This is a genomic window from Paenarthrobacter aromaticivorans, assembly GCF_019038615.1.
Classification (GTDB): domain Bacteria; phylum Actinomycetota; class Actinomycetes; order Actinomycetales; family Micrococcaceae; genus Arthrobacter; species Arthrobacter aromaticivorans.
The window spans coordinates 168,594-184,611 of the sequence record NZ_JAHOPC010000011.1; the positions used below are offsets into that span (position 1 = coordinate 168,594).

At 62.6% G+C, this 16,018-nt stretch carries 13 protein-coding genes; 6 read left to right on the top strand and 7 right to left on the bottom strand.

Annotated elements, in window-relative coordinates; genetic code table 11:
* Positions 1-24: 24 nt before the first annotated feature.
* On the bottom strand, positions 25-3,630 hold the full coding sequence (locus tag KSW38_RS17250; RefSeq protein WP_216926146.1) for a TM0106 family RecB-like putative nuclease: 3,606 nt from the start codon (positions 3,628-3,630) through the stop codon (positions 25-27).
* 122 nt (positions 3,631-3,752) lie between these two features.
* Between KSW38_RS17250 and KSW38_RS17255 the strand changes: the two genes are divergently transcribed.
* Positions 3,753-4,208 (top strand): nucleoside deaminase, encoded by a 456-nt coding sequence (locus KSW38_RS17255; protein WP_216926147.1) that lies wholly within the window; start codon positions 3,753-3,755, stop codon positions 4,206-4,208.
* Positions 4,209-4,313: 105 nt separating this feature from the next.
* Here the strand turns inward: KSW38_RS17255 and KSW38_RS17260 are convergent, their stop codons facing one another.
* Complete coding sequence (locus tag KSW38_RS17260; protein ID WP_216926148.1) at positions 4,314-6,617, bottom strand: hypothetical protein; 2,304 nt, start codon at positions 6,615-6,617, stop codon at positions 4,314-4,316.
* 340 nt (positions 6,618-6,957) lie between these two features.
* Between KSW38_RS17260 and KSW38_RS17265 the strand changes: the two genes are divergently transcribed.
* Positions 6,958-7,389, top strand: coding sequence for a CBS domain-containing protein (locus KSW38_RS17265; RefSeq protein ID WP_216926149.1), 432 nt, complete (start codon positions 6,958-6,960; stop codon positions 7,387-7,389).
* Positions 7,390-7,435: 46 nt separating this feature from the next.
* Here KSW38_RS17265 and KSW38_RS17270 read toward each other — a convergent pair whose 3' ends face one another.
* A complete protein-coding gene (locus KSW38_RS17270; RefSeq protein WP_216926150.1) occupies positions 7,436-7,732 on the bottom strand; it encodes a hypothetical protein in 297 nt (98 codons plus the stop codon).
* Between the two features lie 90 nt (positions 7,733-7,822).
* Between KSW38_RS17270 and KSW38_RS17275 the strand changes: the two genes are divergently transcribed.
* Complete coding sequence (locus tag KSW38_RS17275; protein WP_308169420.1) at positions 7,823-10,258, top strand: Tex family protein; 2,436 nt, start codon at positions 7,823-7,825, stop codon at positions 10,256-10,258.
* Positions 10,259-10,341: 83 nt separating this feature from the next.
* Here the strand turns inward: KSW38_RS17275 and KSW38_RS17280 are convergent, their stop codons facing one another.
* Together KSW38_RS17280 and KSW38_RS17285 are read right to left on the bottom strand one after the other, a co-directional pair.
* Complete coding sequence (locus KSW38_RS17280) at positions 10,342-10,746, bottom strand: DUF1622 domain-containing protein (RefSeq protein ID WP_216926152.1); 405 nt, start codon at positions 10,744-10,746, stop codon at positions 10,342-10,344.
* A gap of 15 nt (positions 10,747-10,761) precedes the next feature.
* Positions 10,762-11,670, bottom strand: a complete 909-nt coding sequence (locus KSW38_RS17285) for an MSMEG_6728 family protein (RefSeq protein WP_216926153.1) — start codon at positions 11,668-11,670, stop codon at positions 10,762-10,764.
* 82 nt (positions 11,671-11,752) lie between these two features.
* Here KSW38_RS17285 and KSW38_RS17290 point away from each other — a divergent pair, with 82 nt between their 5' ends.
* The 3 genes from KSW38_RS17290 (at position 11,753) to KSW38_RS17300 (ending at position 14,260) form a co-directional block, all read left to right on the top strand.
* Complete coding sequence (locus KSW38_RS17290; protein ID WP_216926154.1) at positions 11,753-12,784, top strand: adenosine deaminase; 1,032 nt, start codon at positions 11,753-11,755, stop codon at positions 12,782-12,784.
* A gap of 154 nt (positions 12,785-12,938) precedes the next feature.
* Positions 12,939-13,802, top strand: a complete 864-nt coding sequence (locus tag KSW38_RS17295) for a pullulanase X25 domain-containing protein (RefSeq protein WP_216926155.1) — start codon at positions 12,939-12,941, stop codon at positions 13,800-13,802.
* A 149-nt stretch (positions 13,803-13,951) separates the two neighbouring features.
* A complete protein-coding gene (locus KSW38_RS17300; protein WP_216926156.1) occupies positions 13,952-14,260 on the top strand; it encodes an acylphosphatase in 309 nt (102 codons plus the stop codon).
* Positions 14,261-14,314: 54 nt separating this feature from the next.
* Here KSW38_RS17300 and KSW38_RS17305 read toward each other — a convergent pair whose 3' ends face one another.
* Both KSW38_RS17305 and KSW38_RS17310 read right to left on the bottom strand, forming a co-directional pair.
* Positions 14,315-15,214, bottom strand: coding sequence for a ribokinase (locus tag KSW38_RS17305; protein ID WP_216926157.1), 900 nt, complete (start codon positions 15,212-15,214; stop codon positions 14,315-14,317).
* Positions 15,215-15,236: 22 nt separating this feature from the next.
* Complete coding sequence (locus tag KSW38_RS17310) at positions 15,237-16,010, bottom strand: GntR family transcriptional regulator (protein ID WP_216926158.1); 774 nt, start codon at positions 16,008-16,010, stop codon at positions 15,237-15,239.
* Positions 16,011-16,018: the final 8 nt, after the last annotated feature.

Sequence of the window (16,018 nt, forward strand, 5' to 3'; positions counted from 1 at the left end):
CGTCAAAACGGCGTCTGCTGCTACTTAGTTGGGTGCCTCCCCACGCTGGCATAGGGCCACGAAGCCGCCAAGGTTTTCCAGGCCTTCCGGATGCGTCGGGAGGTAGTTGGTGAGTTCAGGCGAACGCACGACGACGGCACGCCACTGCCCTCGCGACACCGCCACGTTGATTCGGTTGCGCAAGAGCAAGAACTCCATGCCGCGCGGTACTTCCCCTGCGGCTGATGCGGCCATGGAGACGATGACCACCGGCGCTTCCTGGCCTTGGAACTTGTCCACCGTGCCCACCCGGACCTTGATGAGCCCGGCCTCACGGAGCTGGTGCTTGATCAGTTGCACTTGGGCGTTGTAAGCGGCCACCACCAGGATGTCTGTTTCTTCAAGAGGCCGGCTCCCCGATGATTCAGAGGGGTCAGTCCACGGCAGGCCCACGTGTGCCCGGACTTGGCGGACAACCTCTGCGGCTTCCTCCGGCGAGGAAGTCGAGTTGCCGGTGTGGGGGACATACACACAGGAAATGCCAGGGCTGGCACCATCCAAGCGGCGAAGTGACGCGGCGGGCGCCGCTTCCAACCGGTGATCGTAAGAGAGCTCCGAAACGGCGTCAGATAGGGCAGGATGCATCCGCCATGACAATGCGAGGAAGTAACCAAGTTCGGGCGGCAACGTGTTGTAACCGTCCGACAACCACCCCAGCGCAGATTCGTCTACGGGTTCCGGGTGTTTGCCTTGGGTGACTTGCGGTAGTTGCTGCGGATCACCCAACAGCAGGAGGCGTTTTGCTGCGCGGCTCACAGCCATGGTGTTGGCAAGGGAGAACTGGCCGGCCTCATCAATAACCAGCAGATCCAGGGAACCAGGCGGAACCTCTTTACCTACCATGGCCCATGCAGTTCCGCCGATGAGAGCTCCACCTGGTTTGGACAGGATGTCGCTGACGTCGGCCTTGGCGCACCCGTTCCACGGCACAGGCTCGTTGTGCTTGACCTCCTTGGCCACCCGCAACGGATCCACACCGGCTTTCTCCACTGCCGCACGGAGCATGTGTTCCACTACGGCATGGGACTGCGCCACGACACCGACTTTCCAGCCATCGGCTACGAGCCTGGCCAGGACATGGGCACCAACATAGGTCTTTCCGCTGCCGGGAGGACCCTGGACGGCCAGGTAGGAATGGTCCAGATCCTTCACAGCAGCAGTGATGGCGTCGATATAGCCATCAGGACCGGATTCCACGGCGGGCAAGGATGGCAGGGTACGCAGTCTTGGCGGCTTCCTTCGCACCAAGTCCAAAGCGGGATCTTGCGGCCATTCCGGCAGCGAATCGCTGAGCTTGCTGGCCAACGCGGCCAACGCTGCCCTCTGGCCGTTCGTCGCAATCGGACTGTCTGGCGTCAGCGCCATAGGAGTCTGTGAAAATTCCGTGGAGTCGTTGCGCAGGCTTTCCAGCATTGTCACGGACTCAAGGTCGCCTTCTTCGCCAACCTCAATGACCTCAGTCTTGCTCCAACCCGCCCTACCCAGCACTGATGATTCCTTTGCGACCAAGGCGTCAGGCAGTGGGGGACCGTACATCCGGAAGTACGTCTTGCCAGGCTCCAACCCGGCACCGTCACCGGAACGGCCAATGAGTTTCACGATCCGTACAAGGTTCCTGCGTGGAGGGCGCTTGGCCCAGTCCTCCAGCACCTCCGCGTTGTCCACGACGAAGATGTCGCGGCCGTCCTCCCACTCGGACACTGGCTTTTCCAAGCGGTCGAAGTGCCCCCACCAATATTGCTTGTCCTCACGCCGGTGATATCCAACGCCCGCGGCCACAATCGCAATCGCCCGGGAATCGGGGGACAGCTTTTCCTCTTCCGGCAGCGCGGCAACGTAGTCCAGCAGGGCGGTTTCTTCCGGTGCAGCCTCATATTTCGTCGGTTCGGCTGCGGTCTGGGAATCATCGGACTCGTCCCCCAAATCTTGCGCATTCCCGGAGTCGTCGCCGGCAGAGCCGCCCGGGACGATGGACCGCTCGGCGGCGCGGGCCAACAACCAGTTGCGGAGCTCCAGCGTCGAGAGGCAGTCGTACTCGTTGTAGTCCCTGATGCTTTCGAGGATGGCCGCAGCCTGGTCAGGGTTATCGGTGTCTCGAGCCGTGCAGTAGTCGGCATAAGCAACCACGGAGGCTCCGGCGTCGGTCACGTCTCCGGAGCGCAGGTGCTGACCCATGTAAAGGGGCTCCAGTTTCTTGATGCTGTACGAGTTCTCGGACACGCGGATGCTGTGGCGGACGGTGTCGTAGAGGTCCACCAGCACGCCTTGCTTCAGGAGATCGTCCACGGCGTTTTCACCCGTCACGTGCGTCAGGGAGAGATTGCGGAGGGCAGTTTTCTCGTAAGCCGCGTAGTGGTAGATATGCATGCCGGGGTAGCTGGCACGGCGCTTGGCAACATACTCCAGGAAGTCTACGAATGCCTGGCCTTCTTCAGCTCGTGAATGCGCCCAGAACGGGCGGAAGACCGGTTCGGAGCCAGGCTCCAAGGGGTTTTCGATGACTCCGAAAAGGTACTCAAGGCCCCATTTCCCTGTGCCTGGATCCTGCCAAAGGGGATCGCCCTCAAAATCGAAGAAAATATCGCCGGGATCCGGCGTGGGGAGCCTGCCGAGGGTGTTGTCCGGCAGGATCTTGTAACTTACTGCTTTGGCTTCCCCGGCTTTGTCCGTGTAGTTCACCGTCCCATCGGGGGCCCCTGTGCCGGTCTGGAGTTGGGCTTGCTCCCGAAGGCGCAGCAGCGTGGGATCACCGACAGCGGGGAGCTCGGCCAGTTGGTCGATCGTGGTGATCCCGGCCTCCACCAGCTTCTTGCGGCGGCTGATCCGCATGCCGGCAACCATGAGGAGGTCACGGTGCAGTTTTACTTGCTCGGCACAGTAATCGCAGCGGCCGCACGCGGAGAAGCGGGAGTCGCCCCATTCTTTGGGTCCTGAAGCAGCCCTATGGGCCGTGGTCATTCGGAGGAAGCGTTCCCGGCGTTCCTTGAAGACGGGCAAAATCTCCGCGAGCGGGTGATCGCTGTGCACGCGATTGCCCAGGACCAAGGTGACAGTGGGATCCGGCGTAATACCGGCCTGAAGAAGTTGATCGCCATAGGCAGCCAGCTGCAAAAGCGCAGTGACCTTGGCATGGCGTGCAAGCTTTGTGTCGAAGACGGCGTACTGACCGCCCGGACGCTTGACCAGGAAGTCGGAGCGGCCGTGGAATTGGCCATCGAAGAACGCGGCCTGGAACACGATGTCCGCCCCGGAGCGCAAGGCCTCGATGGATTCCGCATGCTTGGCCAAAAGGGTGGCGCGGTCCATGGCGGAGGCGGGAACGACGTCGTAAACGCCCTGTCCAGTAACCGGATCCCAGGGCCCGAACTCTGCCATGAACTCGTCCAGGACTCTGTGCTCGTGGACATCGCCAAGCTTCGCCGTGCGATCCAACATGGCATCTGCCGGGAACTCGGCTTTGGGGGAGCGGCCCAGTTTTTCGTCGAGTTTCCGGAGGAGCTGGTACTCACAGGTGGCCGCGATGACAAGATCGCTGGCTGAGAACACCAAATCCTGCGGCGCGCCAGCTATCTCCGAATCGAGAAAGAACACCGTAACCTACTCCCTGTTGCCGGATGAGCCACTGCGAAGTGGACCATGAAGCCAAGCTATCAGCGGCCCCCGACAATTTAGCGTGCGGGCAATTTGGCGTGCGGGCAACTTAGACTGCCCCCATGACTGAATCAGCCTTCACCATTGCGGACCCAGCGTTCGAGGCCGCGTACCAAGCCGCGCAAAAGAGTCTCAGCGAGGGCGGGATCCCCATTGGCGCCGCTTTGGCCCGCGCTGGGGAGGTCATCGCCAGTGGGCACAACGAACGTGTCCAGAATGGCGATCCGATCGCGCACGGCGAGATGTCCGCGTTGCGCGCTGCGGGCCGGCAAAAGAGTTACCGGGACACGACGCTTTACACCACGCTGGCGCCGTGCGCGATGTGCACGGGAACCATCATCCAGTTTAAGATCCCGCGCGTCGTGGTGGGCGAAGCGGAGACGTTCCCGGGGGAATTCGAGCTCCTGCGTTCGCGTGGCGTTGAAGTAGTGGTCCTCAATGACCCCCGCTGCGTGGACATGATGCGCACCTTCCAGGACGATCACCCCGAACTGTGGGCCGAGGACATCGCGGAATAACTGCAACTGCTTAAAAGAGCGACGGCGGCACCCACCTTTCGAGCGATGGAGCGTGCCGCCGTCGCCGGCTGCGTAGGAGCCACATGCCAAACGGTCATCCGACGACTATTTGGCAGGCTTCCTCGGAGCCGACCGGCGGGAACGGGCCGCCGGAGTTGGTGGGGTTCCAGTGGATCGGACCGCAGCTGATGGAACCAGCTCCTTGACCTGGGCCAGGACCGTGGGGTTGACGCCGCGGGAGCCAAGATCTTTGGCTAGGGTTTCCACCTCTGACTTGGCGGCTGCGGGGTTGTCGGCCTTGACGTGCAGTTCCGTCCGCAGTTCAACCAGGTTGCGGTAGGCGAGGTTGCTGCTCGCTCCGCCTTCTTGCTGGTACTTGGCCAGGCCCGCGTCCGTCAGCGCCAGCGCCCGCTCAGGATCGGCGCTGTGGTGCTTCACCATCTTGTCGTCCTTGCGGCGGAAGAAGTCGTCTCCGACGGATTGGGCGACGGCGGTAGCGGCCTTGACGCCCAAAGGCTCACCGCTGAAACGCTCGGCAGCCTCGACCAGGGTATCCAGTCCCTTGCTCAAATGGGGCGACATGGACCCTTCGAACGCCAGCGTCAGGCCTACCTCCCGAGTGAAGAACTCCGGCGCAAACCGGTCTTCTTCCTTGGTGACGGGGAAGCCCACCCGCAACGGCCAAGTATTGGACGCCTGGACCAGCCCGTCTGTGCTGTAAACGGCCCTGACCAAGTACTGGCCCGGCTTATCGAAGACAAACCCCACCGTTCCATAGGCCAACTGGACGAGCTGGCTGTATCGGTCGCTGCCGTCGCTCCCACCCGAAGGGGCGGCCGGCGAGAGCATCACCATGTCTGGTATCCCGTAGAAGCAAACCACCGATTCGTGGAGCACCACGGTCCCATCGGGCTTTTGGACGTACACGGTGGTGTTGCCGTACCTCGGATCGAGCCGCCCGTCCACCAGGACAGGTGCATCACTGGTGTTCCGCAGCCGGAATTCGAGTGCCACGGGTTCCATGTAATCGAAGTGGTCCTTGCCGGTGAGCGTCAGCTCCACATCGCTGCCGGGCCCTGAGACCGTCATAGCCCCCGGAGGAGATTCCAGATGTCCGCCCGAAGCCCACGGATCACCGCCCATGATCACGGAGGCCCGGTCGCCGTGACGCATGTGGAGCAGCTCGTCGTCGTCGAAACGGAAGCGGAAGTTTGCCCAGAAGGTGTCCGTGCCGTTGCGCTGATCGTATTTCCAGTCGTAGTTCATCCACGAAAGGGAATCAGGCCTGGCTTTGTCCCACGCATGCAGGAAGTTAAAAGCATGTCCTGCCTCGTGGACCCAGGTGTAGAGGAAATGGCGCATGGCCCACGCTTGGTCCTGGGTGGTCGGATTGGAGACGAGATTCGTAAACCACGTGTGGTTGCGGAATATCGCGAAACCCTGGCGATCCGGACCGCGACCTGCGCCGCCAAAGCCCGCAGCGGCGTCGAACATGATGCCACCCACTCCGGCAGTGTCGAAGATGCCGGCCTGCACGCCCCACAAGTTCCATGCTGGCCAGCCGGAGTTGAACTTGCCGAACGAAGTTTCCATGGCATCGTGCAGTTCGCCGACGTTCCAGGAGGCGAAGCCCGCGGCGCTGTCGTCGATCACCGTGTGCACGGGGTCGATGGTGACGGCCACCCCAGCGTCTTTGTACGAGGACTCGATGCTGAGGGTCCGCTCGGAGAGATCGGCCGGGCGGTTGTTGTGGGCGTGGCTGTTGTAGATCGGGACTTTGGGATCGACATCCACGGAACTGCAATAGTCCAGTTCAAGGTTGACGTCCCGGAAGCAGCCCGAACGGTAGGCGCACGCGTAGGGCTGCCCGGCAACGCCGCCTGCCGTGAACGTGGCCACTGCGCCAGTGATGGCCCCGTGGGACCAGGACACAGTGATTTCCACGGTTGTGGCCGGGTGCGTGCCTTTCCAGTAGCGGACCGTTCCAGTGATGTGTGCATCGGCATGGGTCATGGTGACTACCGGCGCGTCCACGATCCAAGACTCCACATAGGTCTTCACGAGTTGGTTGACGCCACCCGCTTTGACCCAGCGGGTGTTGTATAGATCGCCACTGACTTTGTTCAGCACCGGGGATTCCACGCCCTGGCGGGGATCGACGTCCAAGCGGAGGTCCAGCGCGCTGCCGACAGGGCCGCTGCTTGCCTGGTTGCCTTCATAACGGCCGCTGACGGGTGCAGAGCGCCAGCACCTCCACCAATCTTCGGAGGGCCATGTCAAGGTGCTGGGTTGGGGCTCAAAAGCGCGGGACCCAAAAGCGTGGGGCTCAAAAGCGGTCGGGAACGGGGTTTCATTGGGGTGGTGGGGGACAGGGGAGTAGTGGGTACTGGGGACGTTGGGGGTGTCCATGGGAGGATCTTTCTCGCTCTGCAAGCAGTCAACAATGCGTTCGTCCATCACTGGGGAAAGCAGATGGACGGCATGACGGTTCAGGGCGGAGGCGATGCATGTGGGGAGTCCCGAAGGATGTGAGTGGCCGATGCCCAGAAGCCGTGTGTAACCCAAAAAGGAGGATACTCCACCGAATGGATTATATCTAGGGGGCTGACTAAAATTCCGCCCGGCAACCTGCGGGATCGCCTAGTCAGCCGCAGCCGCCGAGCGTAGGCTGGCATCATCGGCGTCGGTGCCGAAAGGACCATCCCGAAGGACCCCGCGTCGATAAAGTCCAATCGATGAAGGAGGACCCATGAGTGTCGTACGTGAATTCATGACAACGAATGCCTGGTGCATTCCTGAAGACCAGACTCTCCAGGACGCCGCCCGCAAGATGAAGGAACTGGACTGCGGTTCACTTCCTATCTGCGGGAATGACGGCAAGCTCTCCGGTTTCATCACCGACCGCGACATCGTGGTCAAGGTCCTGGCCGAAGGCAAGGACGCCCGTGAAGTACGCGCCAGCGAGCTCGCCCAAGGCAAGCCCTACTGGATTGATGCGGACGCCAGCATCGATGAATGTATTCGGATGATGGAGGAGCACCAGGTTCGCCGGCTTCCCGTCATCAGCGACCACAAGTTCGTTGGCATCATCAGCCAAGGTGACATTGCACGGAACTACACCGAGGACCGCGTTGGCGAACTGGTGGAGCACATTTCCGCCAAGGAGCACATGGCACACTAAGTTGCCGATCCGGCACGTACATCCAGCCGCCGCGAAGCGCTCCTCGTCAGAGGAACGCCTCGCGGCCCGTTCCTTCGCGCAGCACGAGCTCGTCGTCCTCTATGGAGACAATCAGGCTCCTGGGTTTACCAGCGAGCTTTTTCGTTGCGCTGAGCTTTCTGCTTCGGACTTCAACTCCCACCGTGGCGCCTTTCGCCGGCAGCTCCACCGTGATTTCGTCGGCCATTCCCAACAGCATCTTGGTGGACACATCCCGTTCGGACACAGCTTCCTTGCCGTTGACGGTCACGCTCACGTCATCGGAAACAAACCCGTCCTGAAGGATGATGAGCAGTTCCTGCATGCTCCAACTACAGCACTAACAGCGCTCCCGGCATAGGCTTTCCGGAACCCGAACCTGAAAACTGTCGGTCATGTGAGGCAAACTGTCAGGGTGACTCAATCTCTCCAACACCAGTCAGCCGATTCTGCCATCCACCACCTCATCGCCAACGAACTCGGCGTCAAGGCCTGGCAGGTCAAGGCCGCGGTGGAACTGCTCGACGCCGGATCCACCGTTCCCTTCATCGCCCGCTACCGTAAGGAAGTCACCGGGACGCTCGATGACACCCAGTTGCGCGATCTTGAGGAACGGCTCCGCTACCTGCGAGAGCTGGAAGAACGGCGCAAGACCGTCCTGGAGGCGATAGCAGCCCAAGGCAAGCTAACCCCGGAACTGGAAGCCGCCGTCGTGGGTGCTGACACCAAGGCGCGGCTGGAGGACATCTACCTCCCCTTCAAATCCAAGCGCCGCACCAAGGCTCAGATTGCCCGCGAAGCCGGATTGGAGCCGCTGGCCGACGTCCTGCTTGCCAACCCACAGCTGGACCCCGAAACCGAAGCCGCCAAGTACCTCAACGCCGAGCACTCCATTGAGGACGCATCCGCCGCGCTCGCAGGTGCCCGGGCGATTCTGGTGGAGCGCGTGGCCCAGGACCCCGACCTGGCCGAGGACCTGCGCGAACGGCTCTGGAAGCAGGGGCGGATGGTCTCCCGCGTCAAGAAGGGCATGGAGGCCGAGGGCCAGAAGTTCAAGGACTACTTCGAGTTCACGCAAGTCCCGTCCGGAATGCCGTCGCACCGGGTGCTCGCCCTCTTGCGGGGTGAAAAGGACGGCGTACTTGAGTTGGACCTCGCCGAAGCGGATCCCGCCGACGACGACGCCCTGGCCGCCGCCCGCGGCCGCTACGAGAACGCTGTGGCCAAGTGCCTTGGGGTCGCCAACCACGGCCGTCCTGCCGATCTCTGGCTCACCCAGACTGCCCAGCTCGCCTGGCGCGGTCGCATCCTGGACCGCCTCACTACGGATCTTCGCGGACGGATGTTTGCTGATGCCGAGGATGAGGCTGTCCGCGTCTTCGCCGCCAACCTGCGTGATGTGTTGCTCGCTGCGCCTGCCGGCAACCGCTCCACGCTCGGCCTGGACCCGGGACTCCGTACGGGGGTCAAGGTGGCGGTGGTGGATGGCACGGGCAAGGTGGTTGCCACGGATACCATCTATCCTCACGCGCCGGCAAAGAAATGGGACGAGGCACTGGCCACGCTCGGCCGCCTCGCCAAGCAGTACAACGTGGAGCTCGTGGCAATCGGCAACGGCACCGCGTCCCGGGAAACGGACAAGCTGGCCACCGAACTCATCAAGTCCCTCGAGGCCGCCGGTTCCAAGGGTGTCCAGAAACTCGTTGTTTCCGAGGCCGGGGCTTCTGTGTACTCCGCGTCGGCCTTGGCAGCTTCCGAGCTCCCCGGCATGGACGTTTCACTCCGCGGAGCTGTCTCTATTGCCCGCCGGCTTCAGGATCCGCTGGCCGAACTGGTGAAGATCGAACCCAAGTCGATCGGGGTTGGCCAATACCAGCACGATGTCACGGCTGCCAAGCTGGACCGCTCACTGGATGCCGTGGTGGAAGACTGCGTGAACGCCGTGGGCGTGGACGTTAACACGGCGTCTCCTGCCCTGCTGAGTCGAGTGGCCGGCGTCGGACCTCTGCTGAGCGAAAACATTGTGGCGTACCGCAATGAGAATGGCCCGTTCGCCAAGCGGAGCGACCTCAAGAAGGTACCCCGTCTGGGAGCAAAGGCGTTCGAGCAGTGTGCAGGCTTCCTACGGATCACTGGGGGAGCGGAGCCGTTGGATGCTTCCAGCGTGCACCCTGAGGCCTACTCCGTTGCGCGCAAGATCCTCGTCGCGGCCGCTGGTGGGCCCACCACTTCACTGGATCCGCAGGCATTCGTGGATGGCACGTTCGGCCTGCCGACCGTCAAGGACATCATGACCGAGCTCGAGAAGCCGGGCCGCGACCCCCGTCCTGCGTTCAAGGCAGCATCATTCTCAGAGGGCATCGAAAAGATCTCGGATCTCAAGCCGGGCATGATCCTGGAAGGCACCGTCACCAACGTTGCCGCTTTCGGTGCTTTTGTGGACGTCGGAGTGCACCAGGATGGGCTGGTCCATGTGTCTGCGCTGTCCAACAAATTCGTCTCGGATCCCCGCGAGATCGTGAAGTCCGGGCAGGTAGTGCGGGTCAAGGTGCTTGAAGCCGATCCCGAGCGCAAGCGCATCTCCCTGACCTTAAGGCTCGACGACGAACCCGGTACCGGGGGCGGCCGCGGTTCCGGAGGACGTTCCTCGGGCGGAGACAACCCGGGTGCACGGAATGCTGGAGGCCAGCGTTCGGGCGGGCAGCCGGGTCAGCGTGGTGGTCAGCTGGGTCAGCGTGGCGGTGGTCAGCCGGGCCAGGGTGATCGTCGCCAGGGCAAACCCCAGCAGTCTGAAGCTCCCGCCAACACAGCGATGGCCGAAGCACTTCGTCGGGCAGGGCTCGGCAAGTAGCCCTTCACCCGAGCCACAAATCCCGGTCTTGTTCGCTAAACCCCACCTACAAGGTTGCGATCTGCGTACAAGGCCGGGATTTGCTACGACGGAACCGACGAGCCGTCCGGAACTGAGCTGCCGCCGTCGTGCTCTTTTTCCTTCTGCCACGGCCAGCGGCCAGTGATCTCCAGCTCCAGCGAGAAGCTCAGGAACGTCCGGATCAGCACGATGATCGCAAGCACGCCCACGCTTTCAAACGTGGGCGTCACAGCAACTGTCCGGATGATGTCGGCGGCCACCAGGAGCTCAAGGCCCAGCAGGATCGACCGTCCCAGCAATTGCCGGTAGGCGCGATAGGGAGAAAACGGTGCGAGCCCACTGGCGCGTTTGGGTTGGTACCCGCGCAACGCGAGCGGGATGGAAACCAGCGCCCCAACCACCATGACTGCCACGCCGGCGAAGTCCATGTACCGGCCGACTTCTTCGATGATGTGCTGGAAATCCATGGCCCTCCCTCGCTGCTACTGTGCCGGTGCGGGGATCGGGAAGAAGACGCGGGGGTCCTGCAGCAGGGCCGGGTAGTCGAAATCGGAGCGCTTGACCACGTCAGTGACTTCGAAGTTGCGGGCGAACTTGCCGTCAACCGTGATAGGCCGTCCCTGGACCAAGCCGACGGCGAAGATCTGGCCGCCGTCGAACGGGACGGCAATCTCGGTCTTGCCGGGAAGTGTGTTGAACGCAGCTTCCTGGGCTTGGCGTTTCCGCGTGGGCTTCTTCTCCAGTTGTTTCACGGGCCGCTTCTTGGGGCCGCCCACCTGGCGCCGGGACTTCTCCTCGGCGTACACGAACTCATACTCATCGGCGTTGGAAACGGCCTTCGCCTTGCCGTGAGGGGGCATGCTTACCGTGGTGAGCTGCTCCGGACGGAGGTCCTCCACGTTGGCCCGCAGGATCCAGAGTCGGTCCTCGTCAGGGTCTTCAGGGTGGAACTCGTGCTTGGGCTCAGGCCATATGTACTCGAGCTTTTCTTCGACGCCGGGGAAGAGAGGTCCGTAGAACTTGGGATCTTTCCCAAGGAGCTTGGAGCGGTGGCTGAGGTGCAGGTCCTCGTAGCCCAGCCACGGCGGCATGACGATCCTGGAGGCGTAGTCCGGGTGTGCCGCCTGGGGTGCGAACTCAGCGATGTTGTTGCGGGTGTTGTCCGGGTGGCCACGCTGGATCCACTCGTCGGCCATTGCCAGGCCGTACATGGTGAGGGCAGGGACGTGGCCCATCCACATACGGACGGCGGGGTGCTGCTGCCAACCGTACTCCGGGATGACCAGTGCGCGGAGGACCTGAAGGGCTTCGACGCGCTGTTTGCCGAGCCTTGAGGTGTCGAGCGCCGCGGCGCTCTCACGGAAATCGGCGAAAGGGAGGAAAGTCTGCATCCTTTCAGTTTGGGGGTCCCGCGGCGAAGAACCAAGTTGAGTGCTCCGGGACACGTGCGGATATGGGGCCTAGAGTTGTCGAGTGGAAACTTTTGGCGAGAAAACGACGACGACGGCGCCCCCGGTTGCCGAACTGCACCTGCACATCGAAGGGACTCTCCAGCCAGAGCTGATCTTTGCCCTGGCCGAACGTAACGGCATCGAACTGCCGTACGAAGACATCGAGGAACTGCGGGAGAAGTACGAATTTACGGATCTGCAGTCCTTCCTTGACCTGTACTACGCCAACATGGCCGTCCTGCAGACTGAACAGGACTTCACCGATATGACCCGCGCTTACCTTCAGCGTGCCGCAGCCGGGGAAGTGCGCCACGCGGAGATCATGATGGATCCCCAGGCGCATGTATCCAGGGGTGTCCCGCTTGAGGTGTGCGTCAATGGCGTCGCCAATGCGCTGGCGACATCCGAGGAAGACTTTGGCGTTACGACACTCCTCATAGCTGCGTTCCTCAGGGACATGTCCGAGGAATCCGCACTTGAAGTGTTGGACCAGTTGCTCGCGATGCACGCCCCCATCGTCGGCATTGGGCTGGACTCAGCAGAGGTGGGCAATCCGCCGTCGAAATTTGAGCGACTGTACCAGCGTGCCGGCGAGGCCGGGCTGCGAAGGATCGCCCACGCGGGCGAGGAAGGGCCGGCCGCCTACATCACCGAGGCACTGGACGTGCTGCATGTGGAGCGGATCGATCACGGTATCCGCTGCATGGAAGACACGGAGGTGGTGCAGCGACTCGTCGCCGAGCAGGTGCCCCTGACTGTTTGCCCGCTGTCCAACGTCCGTTTGCGTGCGGTGGACAAGCTGTCCGACCACCCACTGCCGGAGATGCTTGCCATCGGTTTGAACGTTTGCGTGAACTCGGATGACCCCGCCTACTTTGGCGGCTACGTAGACGACAACTTCGAGCAGTTGGCCAAGGTCCTGGAATTCTCGGTTCCTGAGCAGGCCACTTTGGCGGCAAACTCGATCCGCTCTTCGTTCGCCAGCGACGCCCGGAAAGCCGTATTGCTGGACGAAGTGACGGAGTGGGTTAAGGCGTCTGCACCTGCCCAATAAACCCGGAATTGGTGCTGGAGGCGAGACTCGTCGATCACTTCCGGCCGCGGGAATGTCATACTCGGTCACGACACACGGTGTTTACCATTAGCAGTCGCGCGAATTAACAATTCATTGGCAAACTGCAAGGGATATCCACCGTAGAAGGAGAAGCATGGGCGCGAACACCGCCGAGAACACCAACCTTCGTCTGAAGGCCGTACTGGACATCCTCGCTGAGGGCGTATGGTCTGGAGCCACGCTGAACGCAGGGGAAGTCCTGGCAGAGGCCATCGGACGCGTTCCTTTCAACGATCATGAGGCTGAACTTCTCAGTGGGGGCATTCCCCGCGGCCACAAAACCCTGACGTCGGCATCTGCAAAGCTGGTCAAGGCCGGCTGGCTGGTCAAGGGGCGTTCGGGATGGACCATCCCGGAAGACGGACTGCGGGCAACTGTCGCCTTCCCTGACATTTCGGCTTTCGCAGAGGCCCTCGACGCCGGAACACCGGTACCAGCCGATGTTCCCGTGCCTACGGCCCCTCCGGCCAAGGCCAAGACGAAGCGTGCGGCAACGTCGAAGAAGGCTGCAGCTCCGAAGGCTGCCACCGCTAAGGCTGCGACCACCAAGGCTGCGACTGCCAAGTCTGCAACCACCAAGGACGCGCCGGCCGCGAAGAAGGCTTCCACCCGCAAGGCTCCTGCGAAGGCAGCGGCGGCTCCGGCCGTCGAGACGCTGCCCCAGCCGGACGCCGTCGCGATTGCGGGCGACTTCAACGAGATCCTGGGAGCTCCGGAAGACTGGGCTCCCCAGTACGACGAAGTCCAGATGGAGTTCAACCCGTTGGTTCAGCTGTGGACGCTGACGGCTGAACTGCCGGCCGGTTTCTATACGTACAAGATCGCGCTGAACCGTTCGTGGGATGAGAACTATGGCGCGTTTGGCGTCCGCGATGGCGCCAACCACGAGTTGAACCACGACGGCGGCACGGTCACCTTTACGTACGACCACGCGACGCACGACATCGTGGTGGGCTGACCTAGTTCCTGCCGCACTGGTCCCCTGATGCACGCCGGACCCGCCCTTGTTCGCTCCACTCACCCTTGTGCGGTGAGTAGTGCGAACAAGGGCGGGTTTCGTTGGGCTCCCCACTCGGCATCGCAGGTGTGCCGGGCTAGATTGGGTCCATGACTGAGTCGCTGGAAAACCGCTCTGCCGATGACGAAGTACGGATCACTGCCCGCATCACCGGCGTGGTCCAAGGCGTGGGGTTCCGCTACTGGACGGCCCGCAAAGCGGATGAGCTAATGCTGAGGGGGACGGTCCGGAATAATCGCGACGGATCCGTGCAATTGGTTGCCGAGGGACCGGTATCCGATGCCGAGGCACTGGTGAGTTGGCTCCGTTCCGCGCGGGCACCTGGTCGGATTGAGAATATGGAGTTCGACGTCTCCGATGCGACCGGGGAGTTCGACGAGTTCCGGATCGTGGGCTAACCGGGCCTAGCCAGGCTCGAAAGGTCAGGCCGCGAAAGATCAGGCCGCGAAAGGTCAGACCGCCAAAGACGTGCGCGTCGCCTCAACGTAGTGCTCCAACGACTTCAACGCAGGCTGTGACGAAGCATCCCGGACAGCATCCGCACCCACGGCGTTGGCCACAGCCAGAGCATGGCTGTGCTCAAGTCCGGAGCGGAGGGCCAAGACCAGCGCTGCGCAGAAGGCGTCGCCCGCTCCGATCGTGTTCGCGATCTCCGTGACCCGAACCGCGGGAGCTTCGGCCACGCGTTCGCCATGCTCAAAGATCGCCGAGCCCTCGCCCCCATACGTCACGGCAACCAGGGGTGCCGTGCGAAGGGCAGGGATCAGGGCGTACTCGGTCTCGTTCACGATCACCAGGTCGCAGCGTTCCAGGAGCTCCGGAATGATGGGCGCAGCAGGCGCTGCGTTGAGGGCAAAATAGCCTTTGGTTCGGCGGGCGGCTTCCAGCACCACGTCCTGGTCAACTTCGAGTTGGCAGAGGACTGCCTCTTCCTCCGCGAAGGAGACGCCGTCCACAGTCACTTCCCCGTTCGCGCCCGGGCACACAACAATCTGGTTTTCGCCTTCGCTGTCCACCAGGACCAGGGCTGTCCCCGTCGCGGCGTCCACTTGCGCGATGTCCTGAACGTCGACGCCGGCACTTGCCATTGCTTCGAGGAGGCTCCGGCCTGCTTCGTCCCGGCCTACCGCCCCCACCATGCGGGAAGCGCCAGCGAGCCGGGCTGCAGCCACGGCTTGGTTGGCGCCCTTGCCGCCGGGCTGTTGGCGGAGGACGGCGCCGCCCACGGTTTCGCCCGGCGTCGGGAGACGGCTGGCGGTAGCTGCGATGTCGAGGTTGATGCTGCCTACAACCGTGAGCGCGGTGCTCGCCGGAGCCAAAATGGGCGCGGAAGACTGAGGGGAGGAGCTCATGGAGGGACCTTTTCGGGAGGATTCAGGAGGACTGGATGACGGAGAGGTGCCCGGCTTTTGCGGCCACGAGGCATTTGGCCAGGTAGAACGGGGAACCCTTGCGGCGGACGTATTGGGTGAGGACCAGAACCGGTTCAGACGGCCGAAGATCCAGCAACTTGGCGCGGCTGGGACCTGCGGTACTCAAGCTGATTTCGCATTCGCCAGGGCCAAGCGACGCCCCCGGAAAGCCGCTGAGGACTTCCAAAAGGGTGGAAGCCGAAAGGGTGGGAGCCTCCGCTGCTTCTGAGAGTGCCTCGGCTTCGGGGATGCTTTGTGCCACGTTTTCCTGCAGGTGTGCCACGGGCTCGCCATTGCGGATCAGCACGCTTTCCCAGAACCAGACGTCCTGGCCCGGTTCCACGCCGATTCCGGGGGCAACAAATTCGGAGGCCGGCTGTTTGATCGCAGCAACGCGCTTGACCTGGATGTCCTGGTCCGGCCCGCCAAGGAGTTGATCGAACGGGCGGATGTGTTCGATGCCGATCCGTGGCAGCGAATCAGCCACGAATCGTCCGACTCCCCGCCGTGCCCTGGTGAGTCCGTCTTCCTCCAGCAACATCAGCGCTTCCCGGATCACGGTGCGGCTGACGTCCATCATGACGCCCAGCTCGGTCTCGGTGGGGAGCAGCGAGCCCGGAGGGAGGAGCTTCGTCCTGATGGCCTCGGCGATGCGTGAGTATGCCGCAACGCGCAAGGGCTGGCCGGGTTGGGGCGCAATGGGTCGGGACAGGAACTGGACGGCATTGTCGGTCAAGGGTGCCT